Below are 19,551 nucleotides of genomic sequence, written 5' to 3'. Positions count from 1 at the left end.
TCGCCTTCCGACCGGGCCATCTTTCATGCCTTCCTCGCCTGGCTGGAAGGGCTCCCCTGGCTGTGTACTTGGCGTCACGTCGCGAGGTCACAGGCGTGCCGGCCGGTAGGGCCGCCGCGGGCCGCCGCCCTGCGAAGCGGCATCCCACACCCGCCTCCCCACTTTTCCCGAAGGAGCAACACGATGACCACTCAGGCTCAGGAAACCAACGTGCAGGACCTCGAGACCGCCTGGATGCAGGAGGCGATCCAGCTGGCGACCACCAGCGTGGCCAACGGCGGCGGCCCGTTCGGTGCCCTGGTCGCCAAGGACGGCGAGGTCGTCGCCACCGGCAACAACCAGGTCACCGCGACCCTGGACCCCGTGGCGCACGCCGAGGTCACCGCGCTGCGGGCCGCCTGCCGGGAGCTGAACACCTTCTCCCTGGAAGGCTGCACCCTGGTCACCTCGTGCGAGCCGTGCCCGATGTGCCTGTCCTCCTCGCTGTGGGCGCGCGTGGACCGGATCGTCTACGCCGCCGACCGGCACGACGCCGCGGTGGCCGGCTTCGACGACCGCAAGTTCTACGACCTGTTCGAGAAGAAGCCCGCCTCGATGTGGCCCATGGCGGTACACCACCTGGACCTGCCCAACCGCACGGCGCCGTTCGACGCCTGGCTGGCCAAGGCCGACCGCATCGCGTACTGACGAGTCCTGACCGGCGGCGGCGGACCGGATCCGCCGCTGCCGGTCAGGGCATCCGGGCGGTCCTGGCGCCCTCTGCCCCGGCCATCAGCGCCGCGTACACCGCCAGCGACGCCGTCAGGCCCACTGCCCAGCCGTAGTCGGCCAGCGGGCGGAGGACGGGGAGCAGCCCGTCCGCCGGGAACGGGCCCTTGCCCGGTTGCGAGTACGAGCCGCCCACGGCGAGCAGGCCGCCGAGGACGAACGCCACGAGGGCCCGCCGGTTCCAACCGGCCGTGTACCAGTAGCGGCCGTGCGGCCGGTACAGGTCGGCGAGGTGCAGGACGGTGCGGCGGACGATCCAGTAGTCGGCGATGAGGATGCCGGCGACCGTGCCGAGGAGCCCGCCGACCACGCCGAGCCAGGTGAAGATGTACAGCTCGGGCGTGGCGGTGAGTTTCCAGGGGAAGACGAGGACGCCGATCACGCCGGTGATCAGCGCGCCGCTGCGGAAGGTCAGCAGGCGCGGGGCGAGGTTGGCCAGGTCGTAGGCCGGGGAGACGACGTTGGCTGCGATGTTCACGCTGATCGTGGCGATCAGGACCGTGACGAGGGCGAAGAGCAGGCCGAAGACGTTGTCGGCCTTGCCCGCCAGGGCCACCGGGTCCCAGACCGGCACGCCGTAGACCGCCTGGGAGCCGGAGGTGACCAGGACGGAGAGGAGCGCGAAGGCCGTCATGGTGGTGGGCAGGCCGAGCGTCTGGCCCCAGACCTGGGCGCGCTGCCCGGCGCCGAAGCGGGTGAAGTCCGGGATGTTCAGGGACAGCGTCGCCCAGAAGCCGATCATGCCCATCAGGGACGGGAAGAAGACCGGCCAGAAGTCCGCGCCCCAGCCCAGCTTGCTCGGCTGGTCCAGGAGCGGGCCGAGGCCGCCGGCCTGAGCGGCGATCCAGGCCAGCAGCGCGACCGCGCCGACCAGGACGAAGGGCGCCGCCCAGTTCTCGAAGCGGCGCAGGGTCTCCATGCCCCGCGCGATGATGGCCAGTTCGAGCACCCAGAAGACGACGAAGCAGAGCCAGAGGGTCCAGGGGTATCCGGCGACGGGTGCCGCCTTCTCCCAGCCGCCACCGAAGACCTTGCCGAGCAGGATGTAGATGCCCTGGCCGCCGATCCAGGTCTGGATGCCGAACCAGCAGCACGCCACGGCGGCCCGCAGCAGCGCCGGCAGGTTGGCCCCGCGCAGGCCGAAGGAGGCCCGGGCCAGGACCGGGAACGGTATGCCGTACTTGGGTCCGGCGTGCCCTGTGAGCAGCATGGGGAACAGCACGATGACGTTGGCGAGGGCGATGGTGAACACCGCCTGCCGCCAGTCCATGCCGAGCGCGACCAGGCCGGAGGCCAGCGTCCAGGACGGGATGTTGTGCGCCATGCCCACCCACAGGGCGGCGAAGTTGTACGTGGTCCAGTGCCGTTCGGCGGCGGGCACGGGGCGCAGGTCGGCGTTGCTGAACCGGCCGTCGGGTATCGCGTCCGGTGGGAGTTCGACGCGGCCGTCCGGGGCCGGTGGCCCGTCGTCGCGGCCGTCGGAGGACACGGCGGGGGTTCTCACTCCGCCGCCAGGGCCGGGATGACGTCGGTGCCGTACGCGTCGATCGTGGCTTCTTTGCTGTCGTGCATGGCGTAGAGGGCGAAGTGGTCGACGCCGAGGGCGCGCAGGGCGCGGAGCTTTTCGATGTGGGCCTCGGGCGGGCCGAGGACGCAGAAGCGGTCGACGATCTCGTCGGGGACGAAGGCGGTGTCCGGGTTGCCGGCCCGGCCGTGGTGGGCGTAGTCGTACTTCTCGCGGGTCTTGATGTACGCGGTCAGCTCCTCGGGGACCATGCCGGAGTGCTCGCCGTACCGGCTCACCAGGTCGGCGACGTGGTTGCCGACCATGCCGCCGAACCAGCGGCACTGTTCGCGGGCGTGGGCCGGGTCCTCGCCGATGTACGCGGGGGCCGCCACGCAGATCGTCAGCGCGTCGGGGTCGCGGCCGGCCTCGGCGGCGGCGTCCCGTACGGCCTTGACCATCCACTCGGTGAGGAAGGGGTCGGCGAGCTGGAGGATGAAGCCGTCGGCGAGCCGGCCCACCATCGCCAGGGCCTTGGGCCCGTACGCCGCCATCCAGACCGGCAGCCGGCCGTCGCGGACCCATGGCAGCCGGACCGGGTTGCCGTCCACGGTGGCCTCGCGGCCCTCGGCGAGGTCGCGGATGACGGTGATGCTTTCGCCGAGCCGGGCCAGGGTGTTGGGGCGGCGGCCCGCCACCCGCATCGCGGAGTCGCCGCGGCCGATGCCGCAGACGGTGCGGTTGCCGTACATGTCGTTGAGGGTGGCGAAGGTGGAGGCGGTGACCTCCCAGGTGCGGGTGGCGGGGTTGGTGACCATCGGGCCGACGATCAGCCGGTCGGTGTGTTCCAGGATGCGGCTGTGGATGACGAACGGCTCCTGCCAGAGCACGGCGGAGTCGAAGGTCCAGCCGTAGCGGAAGCCCTGCCGTTCGGCGCGGCGCATGAGGCCGACCACGGCGGCGGCGGGCGGATCGGTCTGCAGGACGACTCCGAAGTCCATCTCTACTCCCTGGTGTAGGGCCGGTGATGAGGAACGACGTCCGAAGGGGGTGCCCGGGCGGAGCGGAAGGGCCCTGGGAAGGGCCGGGTCAGGAGAGGTACTGGGAGGTGGCCCGCGGGGCGTACTGGCCGTGGCCCGCGTGCCCGGTGAACTCGCGCTGGTCGATGACGAGTTCGCCGCGGGAGAGGACAGTCTCCACCCGGCCGGTGACCCGCCGCCCCTCGTACGCGGAGTAGTCCACGTTCATGTGGTGGGTTTCGGCCGACATCACCTGTTCGGCGTGCGGGTCGTAGAGCACGATGTCCGCGTCGGCGCCCGGCGTGATCGTGCCCTTCTTCGGATAGAGGCCGAACATCCGCGCGGGCGCGGCGCAGGCGATCTCGATCCAGCGGCGGCGGCTGATGTGGCCGTCCAGCACGGCCTGGTGGAGCAGGTCCATGCGGTTCTCGACGCCCGGCATGCCGTTGGGGATCTTCGAGAAGTCGCCGCGGCCCAGCTCCTTCTGGCCACGGAAGCAGAAGGGGCAGTGGTCGGTGGAGACGACCTGGAGGTCGTCGGTGCGCAGGCCCCGCCACAGCGCCGCCTGGTGCTCCCGGGGCCGCAGCGGCGTGCTGCAGACGTACTTGGCGCCCTCGAAGTCGGGCTCGGCGAGGTTGTCGGTGGAGAGGAAGAGGTACTGCGGGCAGGTCTCGCCGAAGACGGGGAGCCCCTTGTCGCGGGCCTGGGTCAGCTCGGCGACGGCTTCCTCGGCCGAGACGTGGACGACGTAGAGGGGCGCGCCGGCGACCCGGGCGAGTTGGATCGTGCGGTGCGTGGCCTCGGCCTCCAGCAGCGCGCGCCGCACCTCGCCGTGGTAGCGGGGATCGGTGCGGCCCTCGGCAAGCGCCTGCTGGACGAGGACGTCGATGGCGATGCCGTTCTCGGCGTGCATCATCACCAGCCCGCCGTTCCCGGCGGCCCGCTGCATCGCGCGCAGGATCTGCCCGTCGTCGCTGTAGAAGACGCCCGGGTAGGCCGTGAAGAGCTTGAAGGAGGTGACCCCCTCGGCCACCAGGAGGTCCATCTCCTTGAGGCTGTTCTCGTTCACGTCGGAGAGGATCATGTGGAACGCGTAGTCGACGGCGCACTGCGCGTCGGACTTGGCGTGCCACTGGTCCAGGCCCTCGCGCAGCGACCTGCCGCGGGACTGCACGGCGAAGTCGATGATGGTGGTGGTGCCGCCCCACGCGGCGGCCTGGGTGCCGGTCGCGAAGGTGTCGGAGGAAGCGGTCCCGCCGAACGGGAAGTCCATGTGCGTGTGCGCGTCCACGCCGCCCGGGATGACGTACTTCCCGGTCGCGTCGATGACCCGGTCGGCGGACTCGGTCCAGCCCAGCGCCGCCTCCTGCCCGTGCGCGGCGAGCGCGGCGACCCGGCCGCCCTCGATCAGGACATCGGCATGGATCTCGTCGGCGGCGGTGATGACCAGCCCGCCGCGGATGACCGTACGACTCACAGTCCCGTCCCCTTCCACCAGCAGCTCCCCGGCACCGGCCGGAACGGGAGAAGCGGGAGAAGGGGCCCACGCGCATCGTCACCCGGGCACCGACCCACCCTTGCCGTCCCTGACACCGCGTCACGCGTCGCGGCCGTTCTACACACGTAGAGTGCGACCGGATTCACAGACGGTAGAAGCATGACACCCGGCCGGGCAATACCGCCGTCGCCACCGTGCGGGAACCGGCGTGTTGCCCGCGCACCCCCGCCCTTCGCTCCTCACTCAGGGTGTCCGGTGCGTACGCATGGTCACTCCGTGCTTCAAGGTGCATATGGGGCGGTATGCCGGGAACATGGAGGGCAACCGTGAGGCGCGAGGAGGCGGCATGGACAAGAATTCCCGGCCCGAGCCCGACGATCTCCGCACCCCGGACCGGAGTCTGCACAGCGGTCCGGCGGCGGACGTGAGCCCGGAGGACCTGGTGATGGCGACCGGGCGTGACATCACGCCCAAGAATCTGGAATGGGCACGCCGCAAGCTCGCCGACGAGGGGCGGGCGGCCGTGGAGAAGATCCTGCCCTGAGGATCGGGTGAGGGCCTGCCCGGTGGACCACCGGGCAGGCCCTCTCTCCTGCCCGGACGCGTCAGCCCATGAGCTCCGGCCGCGGTACCCGGAACGCCGCAGTACCGATTCCTCTGGGGGCCGACAGGCTCCGGGTGACGGCAGTGGGCACCGGCTCCGCCGTCCCGTGGTGGCGGCGCAGGTCGCTCTCCTTGTAGCGGCGGCAGTCGTGGTGCCACCGCAGGATGCCGGACATCCAGTCGCGCAGCTCGGCGAGGTAGTCGGCGACGCCCTGCCGGGCCTCGGCCGACAGGGCGAGGTCGTCGAACAGCACCGGGAGTTCGTTCGCCACGATGTGCTCGAACTGCTCCAGCCGGCCGTTCATGAGGTCGTCGACGATGCGCAGCGCGGTGGGGTGGTCGACGTCGAAGAAGTTCTGCACGACGAGGATCGCGTTGTGCACCTCGCCCTCGTACTCGATCTCCTTCTGGTACGAGAAGACGTCGTTCGTCAGGCTGCCGTAGTCGATGACGGCGTTCTCCAGGGCCTGCCACGGCCCGCTCGCGTAGAGCTCCTCGGGCACGGTGTTGCCGTGGCTGATCCGCGACAGGCTCAGCGTCAGGTCGGAGCCGAAGGTGTGCCGGCGCATCTCGATGTAGTCGACCGGGTCGGGGATGCGGTTTTGGACCATGTTGTCCAGCTCCCAGAGCCAGCTTCCGGTCATCACGCGCACCGTGTCGCGGAAGCGCCGGCGGTCCGCCGCGCTCATCCGTCCCGCCGTGCGCCGCCAGAGGTCGGCGAGGCCGCGCTCCAGCGCGTGGGTGGCGGGCGGCGGCGGGGCGCAGTCCAGCGGCATGCAGGCCGCCAGGCGCTCGTCCATGGCCTTGGCGCCGGCCAGGTCGCCGCGGCGGCCGAACACCGCGGGGTAGTAGTCGTCGCCGTACGTGCCCCAGGCGAGCCACGCCGAGCTGAGGTCCAGCTCCTCCAGGGTGGCGTCCGGGTCCAGCCCCGCGGCGCACAGCGGCAGGTCGTAGTCGAGGAGCTTCGCCTCGGTCCAGACGCCCGACCCCGGGATGCCGGGCTGCTCCGCCAGGATGCCCATCCGGTGTGCCCAGTCGACGACGTGCCGCCGCGAGGTGTCCAGGTGCGGGCAGAGGGTGGCGGGCAGCGGGTGCTTGAAGTCGGGCAGCCGGGTGGGGCCGACCTCGGCGAACGGTATGTGGGTGAAGGTGCGGGCGCGGGCGGCCTCGGCACGCGGCGTCGTCGGCACGCCCTGCGTGACGTCCAGCGCCGACAGGCCCAGGGCGCCCAGCGGCAGCGAGAAGAAGCGCGGCGGCGCGGCGGCGCCGCCCTCCCCCGCGCCGTTCATGTACCGACTGGAGACCAGGTGCCATTCGTGGCCGCCGGCCTGCCAGTCCTGGAGGCCCTTCACGTACGCCAGGACGCCGGCCCGCTCTTCGGGGCCGAGGGCGTACTCGGCGAAGAGCGGCTCCAGTTCGGTGAGCGCGGTGTGCTCGAACTGCTGGAGCCGGGAGGTCAGCAGGTCGTTGACGGCCTCGGCGGCCTCCTGGGTCGAGCAGTCCAGGAACCGCTCCAGGACGAGGATGCCGTTGCTCAACTCGCCCTCGTCCTCCACCTCGCGTTGGTAGGAGAAGATGTCGTTGCGCAGGTGCACGGCGTCGGCGAAGGCGTCGCGCAGCACCCGCAGCGGGCGGGAGGCCGCGATGCGGGCGGGGACCTCGGCCCGCGCCGCGTACTCGATCAGCCCGGCCGACCAGGGCGCGCCGCCGACCTTGCGGCGCATCTCGATGTACTCCACCGGGTTGGCCACCCGGTGGGCGTTGATGTTGGACAGCTCCCAGAGGGATTCGTTGAGGAGGTTGACCGTGCTCTCCGCGAAGCGTGCGCGCCACTTCGGGGACATCGCCGGGACCGTACGGGTCCACAGGTCGGCGAGCCCGGCCTCGACGGGGTTGGTCGGCTCCGGCATGCCCTCGGCGAGGTCCATCGGCATGAAGGCGGGCAGCCGGTCGAGGTAGGCCTTGCCGCCCTCGCGGTCGCCGGAGCGCTTGAAGGTCTCCAGGAAGTGGTCGTCGAAGAAGAAGACCCAGACGTACCAGTCGGTGACCAGGGCCAGGTCGTCGGCGCCGCAGTCGGGGTGGGTGCAGGCGCAGAGCAGTGCGTAGTCGTGCGCGTCGAGGTCCCGCTGCTCCCAGATGCCGGACCCTTCGAGCATCTGCATCTCGCGCGCCCACGCCCTGCTGTGCGTGCGGGCCGCTTCGAGGTTCGGGTTCAGGCGTGCCGGATACGGGGTGTAGAAGTCCGGCAGGTGGAAGGGCTGTGTCACGGTCCCCGGCCTTTCTCGACGGTGCCGGGGAGCAGGCATGACGGGCACCCTCGCGGATGCCCGTCGCCCCCCGGCGTGCGTCCGGGTGCTACCCACGCGGCGGCCCGAAAAGCGGGATACCGGAGGAGTCACCCGGACGAGTGATCGAAAAGCGGTCGTGCCGGACGGTGCCTCAGCGGACGTTGATCGCGGCCCAGGCCGCGTTCACCGCGTTGTACTCGGCGCTGCCGGAGCCGTAGAGGTCGGTGGCCGCCGACAGCGTGGCGGTACGGGCCGCCTTGTAGTTGGTGGTCGAGGTCATGTACGTGGTGAGCGCCTTGTACCAGATCTTCTCGACCTTGGCGCGGCCGATCCCGGTGACGGCCTTGCCGTCGTAGGTCGGGCTGTTGTAGCTCACGCCGTTGATGGTCTTGGCCCCGCTGCCCTCGGAGAGCAGGTAGTACCAGTGGTTGGCCGGGCCCGAGGAGTAGTGGACGTCGATGCTGCCCAGGGTCGAGGACCAGTAGTCCCTGGACGCGCCGTCCTTGCTGGGCTTGTCCATGTAGCGCAGCGGCGAGCCGTCGCCGTTGATGTTGATCTCCTCGCCGATGAGGTAGTCACCCGGGTCGTTGGCGTTCTTGGCGTACCACTCGACGGAGGTGCCGAACATGTCGGAGGTGGCCTCGTTGAGGCCGCCCGACTCACCGCTGTAGCGCAGCCCGGCGGTGTTGGAGGTGACGCCGTGGCTCATTTCGTGCGCCGCCACGTCCAGGGAGGTCAGCGGGTTGGCGTTGCCCGCGCCGTCGCCGTACGTCATGCAGAAGCAGCTGTCGGACCAGAAGGCGTTGACGTAGGAGTTGCCGTAGTGGACGCGGGAGTAGGACGCGACGCCGTCGTTCTTGATGCCGCTGCGGCCCAGCACGTTCTTGTAGAAGTCCCAGGTGGTGGCGGCGCCGTAGTGGGCGTCGACGGCGGCGGACTGGCGGCCGCCGCCCCAGACGTCGTCGGCGTCCTTGAAGAGGGTGCCGGTGCCGGAGGTGCCCTGGTTCAGGTCGTAGGTCCGGTGCCCGCCCCGTGCGCCGTCCCGGAGCTCGTAGGACGAGCCGTTGAGCGTGGTGCCGAGGGTGACCGTGCCGCTGTAGACGCCGGTGCCGGTGCCGGTCTCGATGCGCTCGTCGGCGAAGAGCCGCTTGCCGGTGGCGGCGTCGGTGACGACCTGCAGCTCGCTCGGCGTGCCGTCCTTCTGGACGCCCTTGACGACGGTCTCGTACGCGAGGACCGGCTTGCCGGTGGCGGCCCAGATCACCTTGCGCGGCGCCTGGTCGGCGTCGGCCTTGGTGTTCCGCTCCGCCGCCGAGGCCTTGAGTGCGGCCTTCTTCGCGCCGGCGGCGGGGAGCTCCGCCGTGGTGGTCGGCACGGCTATCCGGGCCTTGGTCGCCTTGGTGACCTTGCGCGCGCCGTCCTTCTTCACGTGGACGACGAGGTCGCCGCCGAGGACGGGCAGGCCGGCGTAGGTCCGCTCGTAGCGGGTGTGCACGGTGCCGTCGGCGTCCTTGACGACGTCGCGGGCGACCAGCTTCTCCTTGCCGCCGAGGCCGAGCGCTTCGGCCGTGGTGGCGGCTTCGGCCTGGGCGTCCTTGATGGCGGCGGCACGCTGGCCGGCCGACAGGGCGACGGCGGTGGCACCGGCCTCGCGGTCGGCCTGGGCGTTGGCCGGCGCGCTCTGGACGCCGAGTACGACCATGGCCGCGGAAGCGACCAGGGCGGCGGCACGGACGGTGTGGTGACGTCTGTCGGAACCTCTCACGCGTTCTCCTTGGTGCGGGGCCGCGAGGTGGCGGCCCGTCGAGGGGGAAACGGACGGCCGTGGGTGGGGGCCGTCCGCCGGTACAGGAGTGGTGCTGGTGGTACGAGGCCGAGCTGCGGTGCATACGACGGCTCCGCCCACGACGCCGAACCGCGCAGGCGGAACCAGGCCCGTCAGCTGTGCGAATGCTGTGAGCCGGAGGAAGCGTGCCATCCTCTGACCGTTTCCGACAGATCAGTAACGTGAATTTGACCGGCCGTTATCCGAACGGCGATCACTGCGTCGCGAACTCGGGGCAGGCGACCGGGTCGCGGATCGGTCCGCGCGGATACGCGAACCGCCCGGCTCGCCGCATGTTCGCGGGAGCCGGGCGGCCGGATGGTGGCCGCCGCGGCGGGCGGCCACCCCTGACCGTGCGGGACGGTCACCAGATCGCGTCGACCCACTCCGGGTGGTCGATGAACGGGTTCCGGTTGTGCTGGTACTTGTCGAAGATGACCTGGTTGCGGTTCTTCTCGAAGTCGTCCGGCGGGTCCTGCTCGCTCCACGTCTTCAGGACGCTGAGCCGGCCGATGGCGGGCGCCGAGCCGTTGTCGACCTTGTCGTTGGGCTCCAGGTCGGGGAAGCCGTCGTCGCCGTCGTAGCGGACGGCCATGTAGAGGATCATGCGGGCGACGTCGCCCTTGACCGCGTCGCGGGGCTCGAAGGAGTCGCCGTCGGTGTAGTTGCCGGGCGCCTCGCCGACCTCGCTGCCGCCGTTGTCGAAGTCCTTGTTGCCGCGCGTGCTGTTGACCGAGACGTCGGCCGGGCGGAGGTGGTGGATGTCGGTGCCGGGCCCGGTGGAGGTGCCGAAGTCGCCGTGCGACTTGGCCCAGACGTGCTCCCGGTTCCACTGGTCGGGGTCGCCGCCGTTGTCGTCCTTGCTCTGCGAACGGCCGGTGTAGAGCAGGATGACGTTGCCGGAGTTCTTCGGGTCCTGGTCGGTGACCTTCAGGGCGTCCCAGACCTGGTCGTAGCTGAGCTTGCTGACACCGGAGCTGATGATCTTGTGCAGCGCGGACTTGAGCTCCGGGCCGGCCTTGCCCTCCGCGTCCTTGTAGTACGTGTCGTCGTACGCGGTGGTGGCGGACGCGGCGGTGGCGCCGTGGTGGACGGCGTGTTCGGGGGCCGCGGTGGCCGGCACCTGCACGGCCAGCGCGAGCAGGGCGGTACCGGTGAGTGCCGTGACGATTCTGCGCCGAGTGGTACGGGATATGTCCACGAGTGGTGTCCTCTCCCCCATGCACGTGGGCCGGTCCGCTGAAGTGGGGGGTGCGGGCCGGGGCCGGCCGGCGAATGACCGGCCGGAGGCAGCGTGCCACCGCCGCGATTCCCGCCGCGTGACCTTTGGGGTGTGATTATGTGTCAAGAATGTGGAGATCTACAGGCGTAGAGCGGGAGTTCCGTGCCCGCCGCCGGCCCGGACGACCCCGGACGTTCACGGTGAGATCTCCGCGAGCTGCGGAAACGCCTGCGACAGCAGGACGCACACCAGCGAGACCAGCACCGCCGTCACGATCACCCCGAGGCACCCCAGCACGTCCCGCAGCGTGCTCGCCAGCGGGCCGAGGCGCGGGCGGAGCGGAGCGGGCGGCAGGCGGCGCGGGGCGTCACCCCTGGACGCGGTCGACATGGGAATCACCCGGGCCGGTACCGGCGTTCCTGGGCCGCGGCGCACCGTTGGCCCGCGGCACGCCGTTCCCCGTGCCGTCCACGGCGTACTGCGCGGCCTGGAGTTCGTACATGGCGCGGTACAGGCCGCCCGGTACGGACATCAGCTCGCGGTGCGTGCCCGCGCCGGCCAGCCGGCCGCGGTCCAGTACGTAGATCAGGTCCGCGGTGGCGGTGGCGGCCAGCCGGTGGGTGATCAGCAGGACGGTGGTGCCGTCGTCGGCGAGCGAGCGCAGCGAACGGAACGCCGCCACCTCGGCCTGCGGGTCGAGGGCCGCGGTCGGCTCGTCGACGATCAGCAGCGGCGCTCCGCGGTACCGGGCGCGCGCACTGCCCAGGCGCTGCCACTGGCCGCCGGAGAGGTCCGTGCCGCGCTCGAAGCCTTTGACGACCAGGCTGTCCCAGCCGTGCGGCAGCCCCTCGACCAGGTCGGCGGCGCCCGCCTCGGCCGCGGCCCGCTCGATGCGCTCCTGGTCGGGCCGCTGGTCGCTGCGGCCGATGTGGACGTTGGCGCGGGCGGTCATCGGCCAGCGCGGGAAGTCCTGGCCGAGCACCGCGACCTGGTCGAAGATCGCGTCCCTGTCCGCCTCCCGCAGGTCCACGCCGTTCCACGTGAGCCGCCCGGCGCCGGGCAGGTACAGGCCCGCGACGAGCTTGGCGAGGGTGGTCTTGCCCGAGCCGTTCGCGCCGACCAGGGCGACGACCCGGCCGCGCGGGATGGTCAGGCTGACACCGCGCAGCGCGGGCTCCGACGCGCCGGGGTAGCTGAAGCTCACGTCCGCCAGGCGGATCTCGGTGAGCGGCCGCGGGACCGGGGTGCCGCCGGCCGGGATGGCCTGCCGTTCGGCGCCCTCGCAGGCGTCCTGGAGGTCCTGGAGGTACATGGCCTCTTCGTAGAGGCGGTTGACCTGGAGGACGAGGGCGGTCAAGCCCGAACCGGCGCTGCGTACCGCGATCACCGCCGTGCCGGCCACCGCCAACGGCATGCCGCCGCCGGTGAGCAGCAGCCACAGGACGCCGTACGCGGCGAGCGTGGCGAGGCCGGCGACGGCGGCCGCCGCGGTCTGGGTGGCGGCCTCGGCGGTGGCCAGCCGCTGCTGCTCCTTCTCCATCGTCATCGACATGTCGTCGTAGGCGTCGGTCAGCATCCGGCCCGCGCCGTGCACGCGCAGTTCGGGGCCGCAGCCGTGCTCGGTGATCTTCTGGGTGACGACGGAGATGGCGCGCCGGTGCTCGATCCAGGCATGCCGCGAGGCGTACTGCCGGCGGGCCGAGAGGACCGCGCCCCAGCCCTTGGGCGCGGCGATCAGCACCAGCATCAGGACGAGCAGCGGATGCAGCAGGGCCAGTACGACGGCGGAGGCGAGCAGCGCGATCAGGGCGTTGACGACCGTGATCGAGGACCGGAGCATCATGCGGACGGAGTCGGTGCCGAAGCGCCCGGCGTCCAGCGTGCGGTGGAAGTCCGCGTCCTCCAGGGCCGCGAGCTCCACCCGGACGGCGCCGCGGTAGAAGCGGGCGGTACAGACCCGCTCGACCTTGGGCTCCAGCCGACCGGAGGCGGCGACCGACACGGCCGAGAGCAGGGCGGCGACGGCCGCGACGGCGCAGCCGGCGAGCAGCGCCGGCAGCGCCTGGCGTAATCGCTCCACGGTCGGCCCGCCGGCGAACAGCGCGACCAGTACCCGGTTGGTGGCCACCAGCACGAACGCACGGGTCAGCCCCTGCCCGGCCTCGGCGCCGAGCAGCGCCAGCAGGGCCCGCCGGTCCTCCCGCCAGGCGGCCCGGCCCACCAGGGCCGCCATGGCGGGGAACTGCCGGGCCATCTGCCAGAACGACAGCCGTAGCAGCGGCTGTTCGTGCCGGGTGAACGACAGGTCGTACCGCAGCGCGCCGCCGAACATCAGGCGCTCACTGCGCGTCACCGGCAGCGCATCCTGCTTCCGTCGCCGGATGCGCCTCTTCCCTCGGCTCACGGGCCCCACCCCCACACGCACAACCGTCCCGCACCGTTCACCGGACGCCCGTGCCATTGTCTCCGGGCCGTGCGGAGCGGCCGCCTGTTTTCGGCTCGGCGCTCAGGGGGCACGGAGTGCCGCGATCAAGGGGGTGGCCTGGCCCGTCAGAAGTTGATCATGTGTCCCGCGAGCCCGTGCACGGCCTCCTTGACGGCCTCGCCGAGCGTGGGGTGCGCGTGCACGTTCCTGGCGACCTCGTGGACGGTCAGGTCCCACTGCTGAGCGAGCGTCAACTCCGGCAGCAGCTCGGTGACTTCGGGGCCGATGAGGTGGGCGCCGAGCAGCTCGCCGTACCGCGCGTCGCTGAGGATCTTGACGAAGCCGGTGGCGTCGCCGAGGCCGTGCGCCTTGCCGTTCGCGGTGAACGGGAACTTCGCGACCTGCACGTCGAAGCCCTGCTCGCGGGCCTGCTCCTCGGTCCAGCCGAAGCTGGCGATCTGCGGCTGGCAGTACGTGGCCCGCGGGATCATGACGTAGTCCAGCTCCATGGTCTCGGCGTCCGCGATCGTCTCGGCGGCGACGATGCCCATGGCCTCGGCGGCGTGCGCGAGCATCAGCTTCGCGGTGACGTCGCCGATGGCGAAGAGGTGCGGCACGCTCGTACGGCAGCGGGCGTCGACGTCGATGGCGCCGCGCTCGGTGAGCTTCACACCGGTGTTCTCCAGGCCGTAGCCCTCCACGCGCGGCTGGAAGCCGATCGCCTGCAGGACCTTGTCGGCCTCCAGGGTCTGCTGCTGCCCGCCGGTGGTGACGTGCACCTTCACCGTGCCGCTGCCGTCGTCGTCGATGCCTTCGACGCGGGTACCGGTCAGCAGCTTGACGCCCAGGCGCTTGTACCGCTTGGCCAGTTCGGCGGAGACCTCGGCGTCCTCCAAGGGCACCAGCCGGTCCAGGAACTCCACGATCGTGACGTCCACGCCGTAGTTGCGCAGCACGTACGCGAACTCCACGCCGATCGCGCCGGCGCCCGCGATGATGATGCTGCGGGGCAGTTCCTCGCTGAGGATCTGCTCCTCGTACGTCACCACCCGCTCGCTCAGAGCGGTGCCGGGCAGCAGCTTGGTGGTGGCGCCGGCGGCGATGATGCAGTGGTCGAAGGTGACGGTCTCGGAGCCGCCGTCGGAGCGCGCGACCTGGAGGGTGTGCGGGTCGGCGAAGGTGCCGCGGCCCTCGTACTGGGTGATCTCGTTCTTCTTCATGAGGTAGTGCACGCCCTTGACGCGCCCGTCCGCGACCTTGCGGCTGCGGGTGAAGGCCGCGCCGTAGTCGAAGGACACCTCGCCGGTGGAACGGATGCCGAACGCCTTCGCCTCCTGCGTGAACAGGTGCGCCAGCTCGGCGTTGCGCAGCAGGGCCTTGGAGGGGATGCAGCCCACGTTGAGGCAGACCCCGCCCCAGTACTTCTCCTCGATGATCGCCACGCTGCGGCCGAGCTGGGCCGCGCGGATCGCGGCGACGTACCCACCCGGGCCCGCGCCGAGGACGACGACGTCAAAGTGTGCACTCATACGGGCAGCGTAGGTCGGTGTCCACGGCCCGCGCAGGGCATTGAAGATCCCGAACGTGTGACACCGGACACCCGTAATGCGGAAAAATTATTTCTCTTATCGGAACATTCCGTGGGTTGCGTCTTCTCCCGATGCGGCCGGCGCCGGCTCGGGCCACTCTGGAGGAGGCCCCACGCCCGGTCGCCCACCCCCTGGAGGCCCCGGTGGACACACAGGCAGCCGACGACCTGACCGTGACGGCGCTGGTGACCGACGCGATCGCCGCGCCGTCGATGCACAACGCCCAGCCCTGGCGGTTCCGCTGCTCCCCCGGCTGCCGCACGCTGCGGCTCTGGGCCGATGAGGAGCGGGCGCTGCCGCAGGCCGATCCCGACGGCCGCGCGCTGCACATCGACTGCGGCGCCGCCCTGTTCAACCTGCGGGCGTCGGCGGCCCACGCCGACCTGCCCGTCCGTACGACGCTGCTGCCGGACGCCGAGCGGCCCGCCCTGCTCGCGGTCGTGGAGCTGGACCCCGAAGGGGAGACGGACGGCGGTACGGAGCGGCTGCGCCGGCTATACCCGGCGGTCCACGAACGGCACAGCAGCCGGTACCCCTTCGAGGCGACCGGGCTGACCGCCGCCCAGCTCACCGGCCTGCGGCACGCCGCCGAGCAGGAGGGCGCCACGCTCTCCTTCCCCGTCGGCCGGCACCTCCAACTGGTGCTGGAGCCGGCCGAGGAGGGCGAGGAACGCGACCGCGGCGCGGCGGCGGACGACGCGGCCGGGGGCGCCGCCACCGGCTCCGGCGCGGACCCGCCGGCCGGCGGCGCGGGCGACGACCGGGAGCCGGTCCCGGCCCGCCCGGACCTGGCGGAGTGGACCCGGATCGGCGCCGCGGCCGAGTCGGCGGACGACGGGGTGCCCGCCTACGCCTTCGGGCCGGAGCGGCGCGGTGGCCGGGCCCCGGTGCGCGACTTCGCGGCCGGGCGGGAGGTGGCGGGCCGGGAGACGGCCACCTTCGAGAGCCACCCGCACCTCGCGCTGCTCAGTACGGAGCGGGACCGCCCGGAGGACTGGCTGCGCGCGGGTCAGGCCATGCAGCGCACCCTGCTCGCGGCCACCCTGGACGGGCTCTCCAGTTCGTTCGTCACCCAGTCGCTGGAGTGGCCGGAGCTGCGCCGGCCGCTACGGGAACCGGTGTCCGGTCACGGCCTGGTCCAGATGGCGTTGCGCTTCGGGTACGGGCCGCGGGGTGCGGCGACGCCACGGCGTCCGGTCGAGGAGGTCCTGGAGTTCGACGCGCCGTAGGCCGCCCGGCCAGGCGGGGCGTGGACCGTACGGCGGGATCGCACGTAGGCCGCCGGGCGCACCGCGTCCGGAAAGGGGGAAGCCCCGGCCAGACGGGGGAAGCCGGCCGGGGCTGGTGTGTGGGGCGCGACCGCGGTTGCCGCGGGGGCGCCGGGGAGCGAGGTCGTCGGCGGTGCCGTATCCGTCCCTCACTTCTCTTGAATAGTAAACCATCGTTAGCGGTCGGGTCGAATCGGGGGCCGCCGGGTGGCACGGGGGGACGGGCGGCGCCCCGTATCCGGCCGTGCGGGACCGCGCGGCGGCGGCTCGCGGCCACCGGGATCGGCTTGATCCGGTCCCGCCGCGGGCGCACGCCGGGGACGTGGCGTGTGCCCGGTTCGGGCCCTCGTACGCCTGCCGGCGCCGGTCGCCCTCTCATCAGGCGTGTTCACTCCGTCACAGCGGCTCGGCAAACGGGTTGCGGATGGTTGGCGCGGCGCCGAGCGGGAATGACCGCTCCCGTCGGCAGGCCGCGAGTGATCGCGGCCAGCGGTGGAGGGGCCGACGCTGTGTCCGCAGTCCCTCCGCCACCGTCACAGGAGGGAGTGAGACCCCATGCACGCGAGCAGCAGGAACCGTGCCGCGCGCGTCGAGTACGCGCTGCCGCAGGAAGCCGCGTCGGCCCGCTGGGCCAGGAGGTTGACCAGTGGCTTCCTCGGCCATCCGGCGATGCCCGACGGGGTGTCGGGCCGGGTGGACGAAGCGGTACTGATCGTGTCCGAGCTGGTCACGAACGCCGTACGGCACGGCAACAGCCGCTGCCGGCTGCGCCTCAGCGCCGCGTCGAGCGGCGTGACCATCGAGGTGCACGACGACGACCCGCACACCCCCGCCGTCAAGCCGCTCACCGAGGACGCGACCGGCGGCCGGGGCATGGCCATCGTCGGACTGCTGGCCCGGCAGTTCGACATCACCGCGGACCGCGGCGGCGGCAAGACCGTACGGGCGGTCCTCGCGGGCACGTGAAGAGCGGCGGACACCGTGCCGGCCGTCGTGCCGCAGGACGCACCACCGGGGCCGGGACCCCGCCCCGCCACGCGCGGACCGCACCCGCGCCGCCCGTCCGGCCGCTCAGCCGGCCTTGCGGCGTGACGCGGTCTTCTTCGCCGGGGTCTTCTTCGCCGCCGTCTTCTTGGCCGCACCGCCCTGTCCGGCGGACGCGCCCTTCTTCGACGCAGCCGATTTCGTGGCCGTCTTCTTGGCCGCGGTCCGCTTCCCCGCCGTCTTCCCGTCCGTCCGCGCCGAGGATTTACGGGCCGGCCGCTCCGCGCCCTCCCCGGACTCCGCGGAATCCGCCGCCTTGCGGCGCAGCCGGGTGACGGAACCGCCCGAGTCCGACTCCTCGCCCGTACCGCCGCGCTCCTGCTGGGCCGCGCGCACGCTGTCCTCCAGGGCCGCCATCAGGTCGATGACCTTGCCGCCGCGCTTCGGGCCTGCCGACGACACGGCCGGCTCGCCGCCCTCCAGCTTCGCGGAGACCAGCTCCTCGACCGCGTCCCGGTAGTCGTCGTGCAGCTCGGCCGGGTCCAGCTCGCCGAGCGAGTCCATCAGGGTCTCGGCGAGGGTCAGCTCGTTGTCCCGGATCTGCACGTCCTCCTTGGGGGCCAGGCCCTGCGGAGAGCGGATCTGGTCCGGCCACAGCAGCGCGTGCATCACGATCGCGTCGTCGTGCACCCGCAGCATGGCCAGCGTCTCGCGGTTGCGGAGCGCGACCTTGCCGATGGCCACCTTCTGGTGGTGCACCAGCGCGTCGCGCAGCAGGACGTACGGCTTGGCCGCCGACGGGCCGTTCGCGCCGAGGTAGTAGGCCTTGTCCATCTGCAGCGGGTCGATGTCGGCGGCGTCGACGAACGCCAGGATGGTCAGCGTCTTGGTGGTGGGCAGCGGCAGCGAGGCGAGGTCGGCGTCGCTGAGCGGGACGATCAGGTCCGAGGCGGCCTGGTAGCCCTTGCCGATCTCGTCCTGGGACACCTCCTCGCCGTCCAGCTCGCACACCTTGCGGTAGCGGATGCGGCCGCCGTCCTTCTCGTGGATCTGGACGAAGGAGACCGCCGAGGCGCTGTCCGTCGCGCTGTACATCTTCACCGGGATGCTGACCAGGCCGAAGGAGATCGACCCGTTCCAGATGGATCTCATACGTGCGTCCCTTGGCTCTCTTTACTCTCTTTACTTCATCCTTTATGTCCTGATTCGTGGGACTCTCAGGGTATGCCGATCACCGAGATCGAGGGACGCCGGCTGACGGTCACCCGGCTGGACAAGGTGCTCTACCCGGCCACCGGGACGACCAAGGGCGAGGTGCTGCACTACTACGCGCTGACCGCGGGCGCGATGCTCGCCCACCTCCACGACCGCCCGGTCTCCTTCCTGCGCTACCCCGACGGCCCGGACGGCGAGACCTTCTTCACCAAGAACGTGCCCCCCGGTACCCCCGCCTGGGTGAAGACCGTCGATCTCACCCGCCGCAGCGGCAAGACCGGCCGCCAGGTGGTCCTGCAGGACACCGCCTCCCTGATGTGGGCGGCGAACCTGGTCGTCGAGCTGCACACGCCGCAGTGGCGTACGGACGATCCCGGCGTGGCCGACCGGATGGTCTGGGACCTGGACCCCGGCGCGCCCGCCACGATCGTCGACTGCTGCGCGGTCGCCGGCTGGCTGCGCGACCGGCTGTCGGCCGACGGGCTGCACGTGTACGCCAAGACCTCCGGCTCCAAGGGCCTGCACCTGCTCGCCCCCATCGAACCCACCCCGTCCGACGACGTCACCGCGTACGCCAAGGGCATCGCCATCGAGGCCGAGCACGAGCTGCCCGACCAGGTCGTGCACCGGATGACCAAGTCGCTGCGGCCCGGCAAGGTCTTCCTCGACTTCAGCCAGAACAGCGCGGCGAAGACCACCGCGGCCCCGTACACCGTGCGCGCCCGGGCCGAGCCGACCGTCTCCACCCCGGTGACCTGGGACGAGATCGCCGACTGCACCGACCCGGCCGAGCTGCACTTCGTCATCGACGACATCGCGGAGCGCCGGGAGCGATACGGCGACCTGCTCGGCCCGCTGATCAACCTCAACCGGGCGAAGCCGTTGCCGGGCAGGAGACGGTAGGACGCCAACTCCCGCCCGACTCAACGGCATTGCGGGATTCTTCTTGTGTGCGCCGCGGCTGCCGCGCAGACTGTGACAGGCCACCGGTGTGGTGGCCCGAGTGAGCACGGGGGCTTGCCATGACGATTGCTGACGTGTCCAGGATCGACCGTCGCGTGCGGCGCGAGGTGGAACGGCGGGGCCTCTTCCTCGTCCCGCTCGCCTCGGAACCCGGCATGCCGGACTACTACATCTTCGTCTGCACCGACCCGAACCCGAAGGACTGCGGCTTCACCAGGGTGGGCCAGGTGTCCACGGCGAGCGGCCGCAACCACGTCGTGTACGCGATGGACGGGCAGCGCCGTCAGGGGTCGGTGTCCCTCTCCCAGATCCGGGGTTTCTTCCCGACCTGGGAGGACGGGATCATGACCGTCCTCGACGCGTACGACCGGTGGCAGTGA

General features: G+C 71.6%; 16 protein-coding genes. 6 read left to right on the top strand and 10 right to left on the bottom strand.

Translation table 11 applies throughout. The features are described 5' to 3' along the window. The first annotated feature begins 183 nt into the window (after positions 1-183). Positions 184-687 carry a nucleoside deaminase gene (locus IF20_RS30140; protein ID WP_052868540.1) on the top strand — a complete coding sequence of 168 codons (504 nt, stop codon included), beginning with the start codon at positions 184-186 and terminating at the stop codon, positions 685-687. Positions 688-730: 43 nt separating this feature from the next. Here the strand turns inward: IF20_RS30140 and IF20_RS30135 are convergent, their stop codons facing one another. The 3 genes from IF20_RS30135 to hydA all read right to left on the bottom strand — a co-directional run bounded on the left by IF20_RS30135 (position 731) and on the right by hydA (position 4,768). Continuing rightward, positions 731-2,257 (bottom strand): NCS1 family nucleobase:cation symporter-1, encoded by a 1,527-nt coding sequence (locus tag IF20_RS30135; protein ID WP_199896791.1) that lies wholly within the window; start codon positions 2,255-2,257, stop codon positions 731-733. A gap of 11 nt (positions 2,258-2,268) precedes the next feature. Beyond that, positions 2,269-3,273: a TIGR03842 family LLM class F420-dependent oxidoreductase gene (locus IF20_RS30130; protein ID WP_052868538.1), complete on the bottom strand. Its 1,005-nt coding sequence runs from the start codon at positions 3,271-3,273 to the stop codon at positions 2,269-2,271. Between the two features lie 88 nt (positions 3,274-3,361). Continuing rightward, complete coding sequence (hydA, locus tag IF20_RS30125; RefSeq protein ID WP_052868537.1) at positions 3,362-4,768, bottom strand: dihydropyrimidinase; 1,407 nt, start codon at positions 4,766-4,768, stop codon at positions 3,362-3,364. A gap of 367 nt (positions 4,769-5,135) precedes the next feature. On the opposite strand from hydA, the gene IF20_RS30120 reads away from it, so the two are divergent. Further along, positions 5,136-5,333, top strand: a complete 198-nt coding sequence (locus IF20_RS30120; RefSeq protein WP_052868536.1) for a hypothetical protein — start codon at positions 5,136-5,138, stop codon at positions 5,331-5,333. A gap of 61 nt (positions 5,334-5,394) precedes the next feature. Here IF20_RS30120 and IF20_RS30115 read toward each other — a convergent pair whose 3' ends face one another. The 6 genes from IF20_RS30115 to lpdA form a co-directional block, all read right to left on the bottom strand. Further along, positions 5,395-7,659 (bottom strand): terpene synthase family protein, encoded by a 2,265-nt coding sequence (locus IF20_RS30115; RefSeq protein WP_052868535.1) that lies wholly within the window; start codon positions 7,657-7,659, stop codon positions 5,395-5,397. Between the two features lie 172 nt (positions 7,660-7,831). After that, on the bottom strand, positions 7,832-9,382 hold the full coding sequence (locus IF20_RS30110) for a M4 family metallopeptidase (protein WP_110944674.1): 1,551 nt from the start codon (positions 9,380-9,382) through the stop codon (positions 7,832-7,834). Positions 9,383-9,869: 487 nt separating this feature from the next. After that, entirely contained in the window at positions 9,870-10,706 is an 837-nt protein-coding gene (locus IF20_RS30105) for an endonuclease I family protein (protein WP_234426867.1), read from the bottom strand. Between the two features lie 216 nt (positions 10,707-10,922). Continuing rightward, positions 10,923-11,117: a hypothetical protein gene (locus tag IF20_RS30100; RefSeq protein WP_052868533.1), complete on the bottom strand. Its 195-nt coding sequence runs from the start codon at positions 11,115-11,117 to the stop codon at positions 10,923-10,925. Further along, the gene (locus IF20_RS30095; RefSeq protein WP_052868532.1) at positions 11,095-13,080 is read right to left on the bottom strand and encodes an ATP-binding cassette domain-containing protein; all 1,986 of its coding nucleotides are present in this window, start codon (positions 13,078-13,080) and stop codon (positions 11,095-11,097) included. The genes IF20_RS30100 and IF20_RS30095 overlap by 23 nt, the downstream gene beginning before the upstream one ends. Positions 13,081-13,277: 197 nt before the next feature. Continuing rightward, a complete protein-coding gene (gene lpdA / locus IF20_RS30090; protein WP_052868531.1) occupies positions 13,278-14,681 on the bottom strand; it encodes a dihydrolipoyl dehydrogenase in 1,404 nt (467 codons plus the stop codon). A 203-nt stretch (positions 14,682-14,884) separates the two neighbouring features. Between lpdA and IF20_RS30085 the strand changes: the two genes are divergently transcribed. Both IF20_RS30085 and IF20_RS30080 read left to right on the top strand, forming a co-directional pair. Next, positions 14,885-15,970 (top strand): nitroreductase family protein, encoded by a 1,086-nt coding sequence (locus tag IF20_RS30085; RefSeq protein WP_052868560.1) that lies wholly within the window; start codon positions 14,885-14,887, stop codon positions 15,968-15,970. A 594-nt stretch (positions 15,971-16,564) separates the two neighbouring features. Further along, positions 16,565-16,975, top strand: a complete 411-nt coding sequence (locus IF20_RS30080; RefSeq protein WP_052868530.1) for an ATP-binding protein — start codon at positions 16,565-16,567, stop codon at positions 16,973-16,975. Between the two features lie 105 nt (positions 16,976-17,080). Here the strand turns inward: IF20_RS30080 and ku are convergent, their stop codons facing one another. Further along, positions 17,081-18,145, bottom strand: a complete 1,065-nt coding sequence (gene ku, locus IF20_RS30075) for a non-homologous end joining protein Ku (RefSeq protein WP_052868529.1) — start codon at positions 18,143-18,145, stop codon at positions 17,081-17,083. Between the two features lie 72 nt (positions 18,146-18,217). On the opposite strand from ku, the gene ligD reads away from it, so the two are divergent. Both ligD and IF20_RS30065 read left to right on the top strand, forming a co-directional pair. Beyond that, positions 18,218-19,111, top strand: coding sequence for a non-homologous end-joining DNA ligase (gene ligD, locus IF20_RS30070; protein ID WP_052868528.1), 894 nt, complete (start codon positions 18,218-18,220; stop codon positions 19,109-19,111). A 134-nt stretch (positions 19,112-19,245) separates the two neighbouring features. Next, positions 19,246-19,551: a hypothetical protein gene (locus IF20_RS30065; protein ID WP_199896790.1), complete on the top strand. Its 306-nt coding sequence runs from the start codon at positions 19,246-19,248 to the stop codon at positions 19,549-19,551.

Origin of the sequence: Streptomyces niger, assembly GCF_000718305.1 — a bacterium.
In the GTDB taxonomy this organism is placed as follows: Bacteria; Actinomycetota; Actinomycetes; order Streptomycetales; family Streptomycetaceae; genus Streptomyces; species Streptomyces niger.
Note: the sequence above shows the minus strand (reverse complement) of the source record. Positions and strands in the feature narration are given on the sequence as shown.

What these genes read in the sequence shown, in the direction of transcription:
- IF20_RS30100 (WP_052868533.1), bottom strand. Translation starts at nt 11,117, where the DNA reads ATGTCGACCGCGTCCAGGGGTGACGCCCCGCGCCGCCTGCCGCCCGCT.
- IF20_RS30110 (WP_110944674.1), bottom strand. Translation starts at nt 9,382, where the DNA reads ATGGTCGTACTCGGCGTCCAGAGCGCGCCGGCCAACGCCCAGGCCGAC.
- IF20_RS30130 (WP_052868538.1), bottom strand. Translation starts at nt 3,273, where the DNA reads ATGGACTTCGGAGTCGTCCTGCAGACCGATCCGCCCGCCGCCGCCGTG.
- ligD (WP_052868528.1), top strand. Translation starts at nt 18,218, where the DNA reads ATGCCGATCACCGAGATCGAGGGACGCCGGCTGACGGTCACCCGGCTG.
- IF20_RS30120 (WP_052868536.1), top strand. Translation starts at nt 5,136, where the DNA reads ATGGACAAGAATTCCCGGCCCGAGCCCGACGATCTCCGCACCCCGGAC.
- ku (WP_052868529.1), bottom strand. Translation starts at nt 18,145, where the DNA reads ATGAGATCCATCTGGAACGGGTCGATCTCCTTCGGCCTGGTCAGCATC.
- lpdA (WP_052868531.1), bottom strand. Translation starts at nt 14,681, where the DNA reads ATGAGTGCACACTTTGACGTCGTCGTCCTCGGCGCGGGCCCGGGTGGG.
- IF20_RS30080 (WP_052868530.1), top strand. Translation starts at nt 16,565, where the DNA reads ATGCACGCGAGCAGCAGGAACCGTGCCGCGCGCGTCGAGTACGCGCTG.
- IF20_RS30140 (WP_052868540.1), top strand. Translation starts at nt 184, where the DNA reads ATGACCACTCAGGCTCAGGAAACCAACGTGCAGGACCTCGAGACCGCC.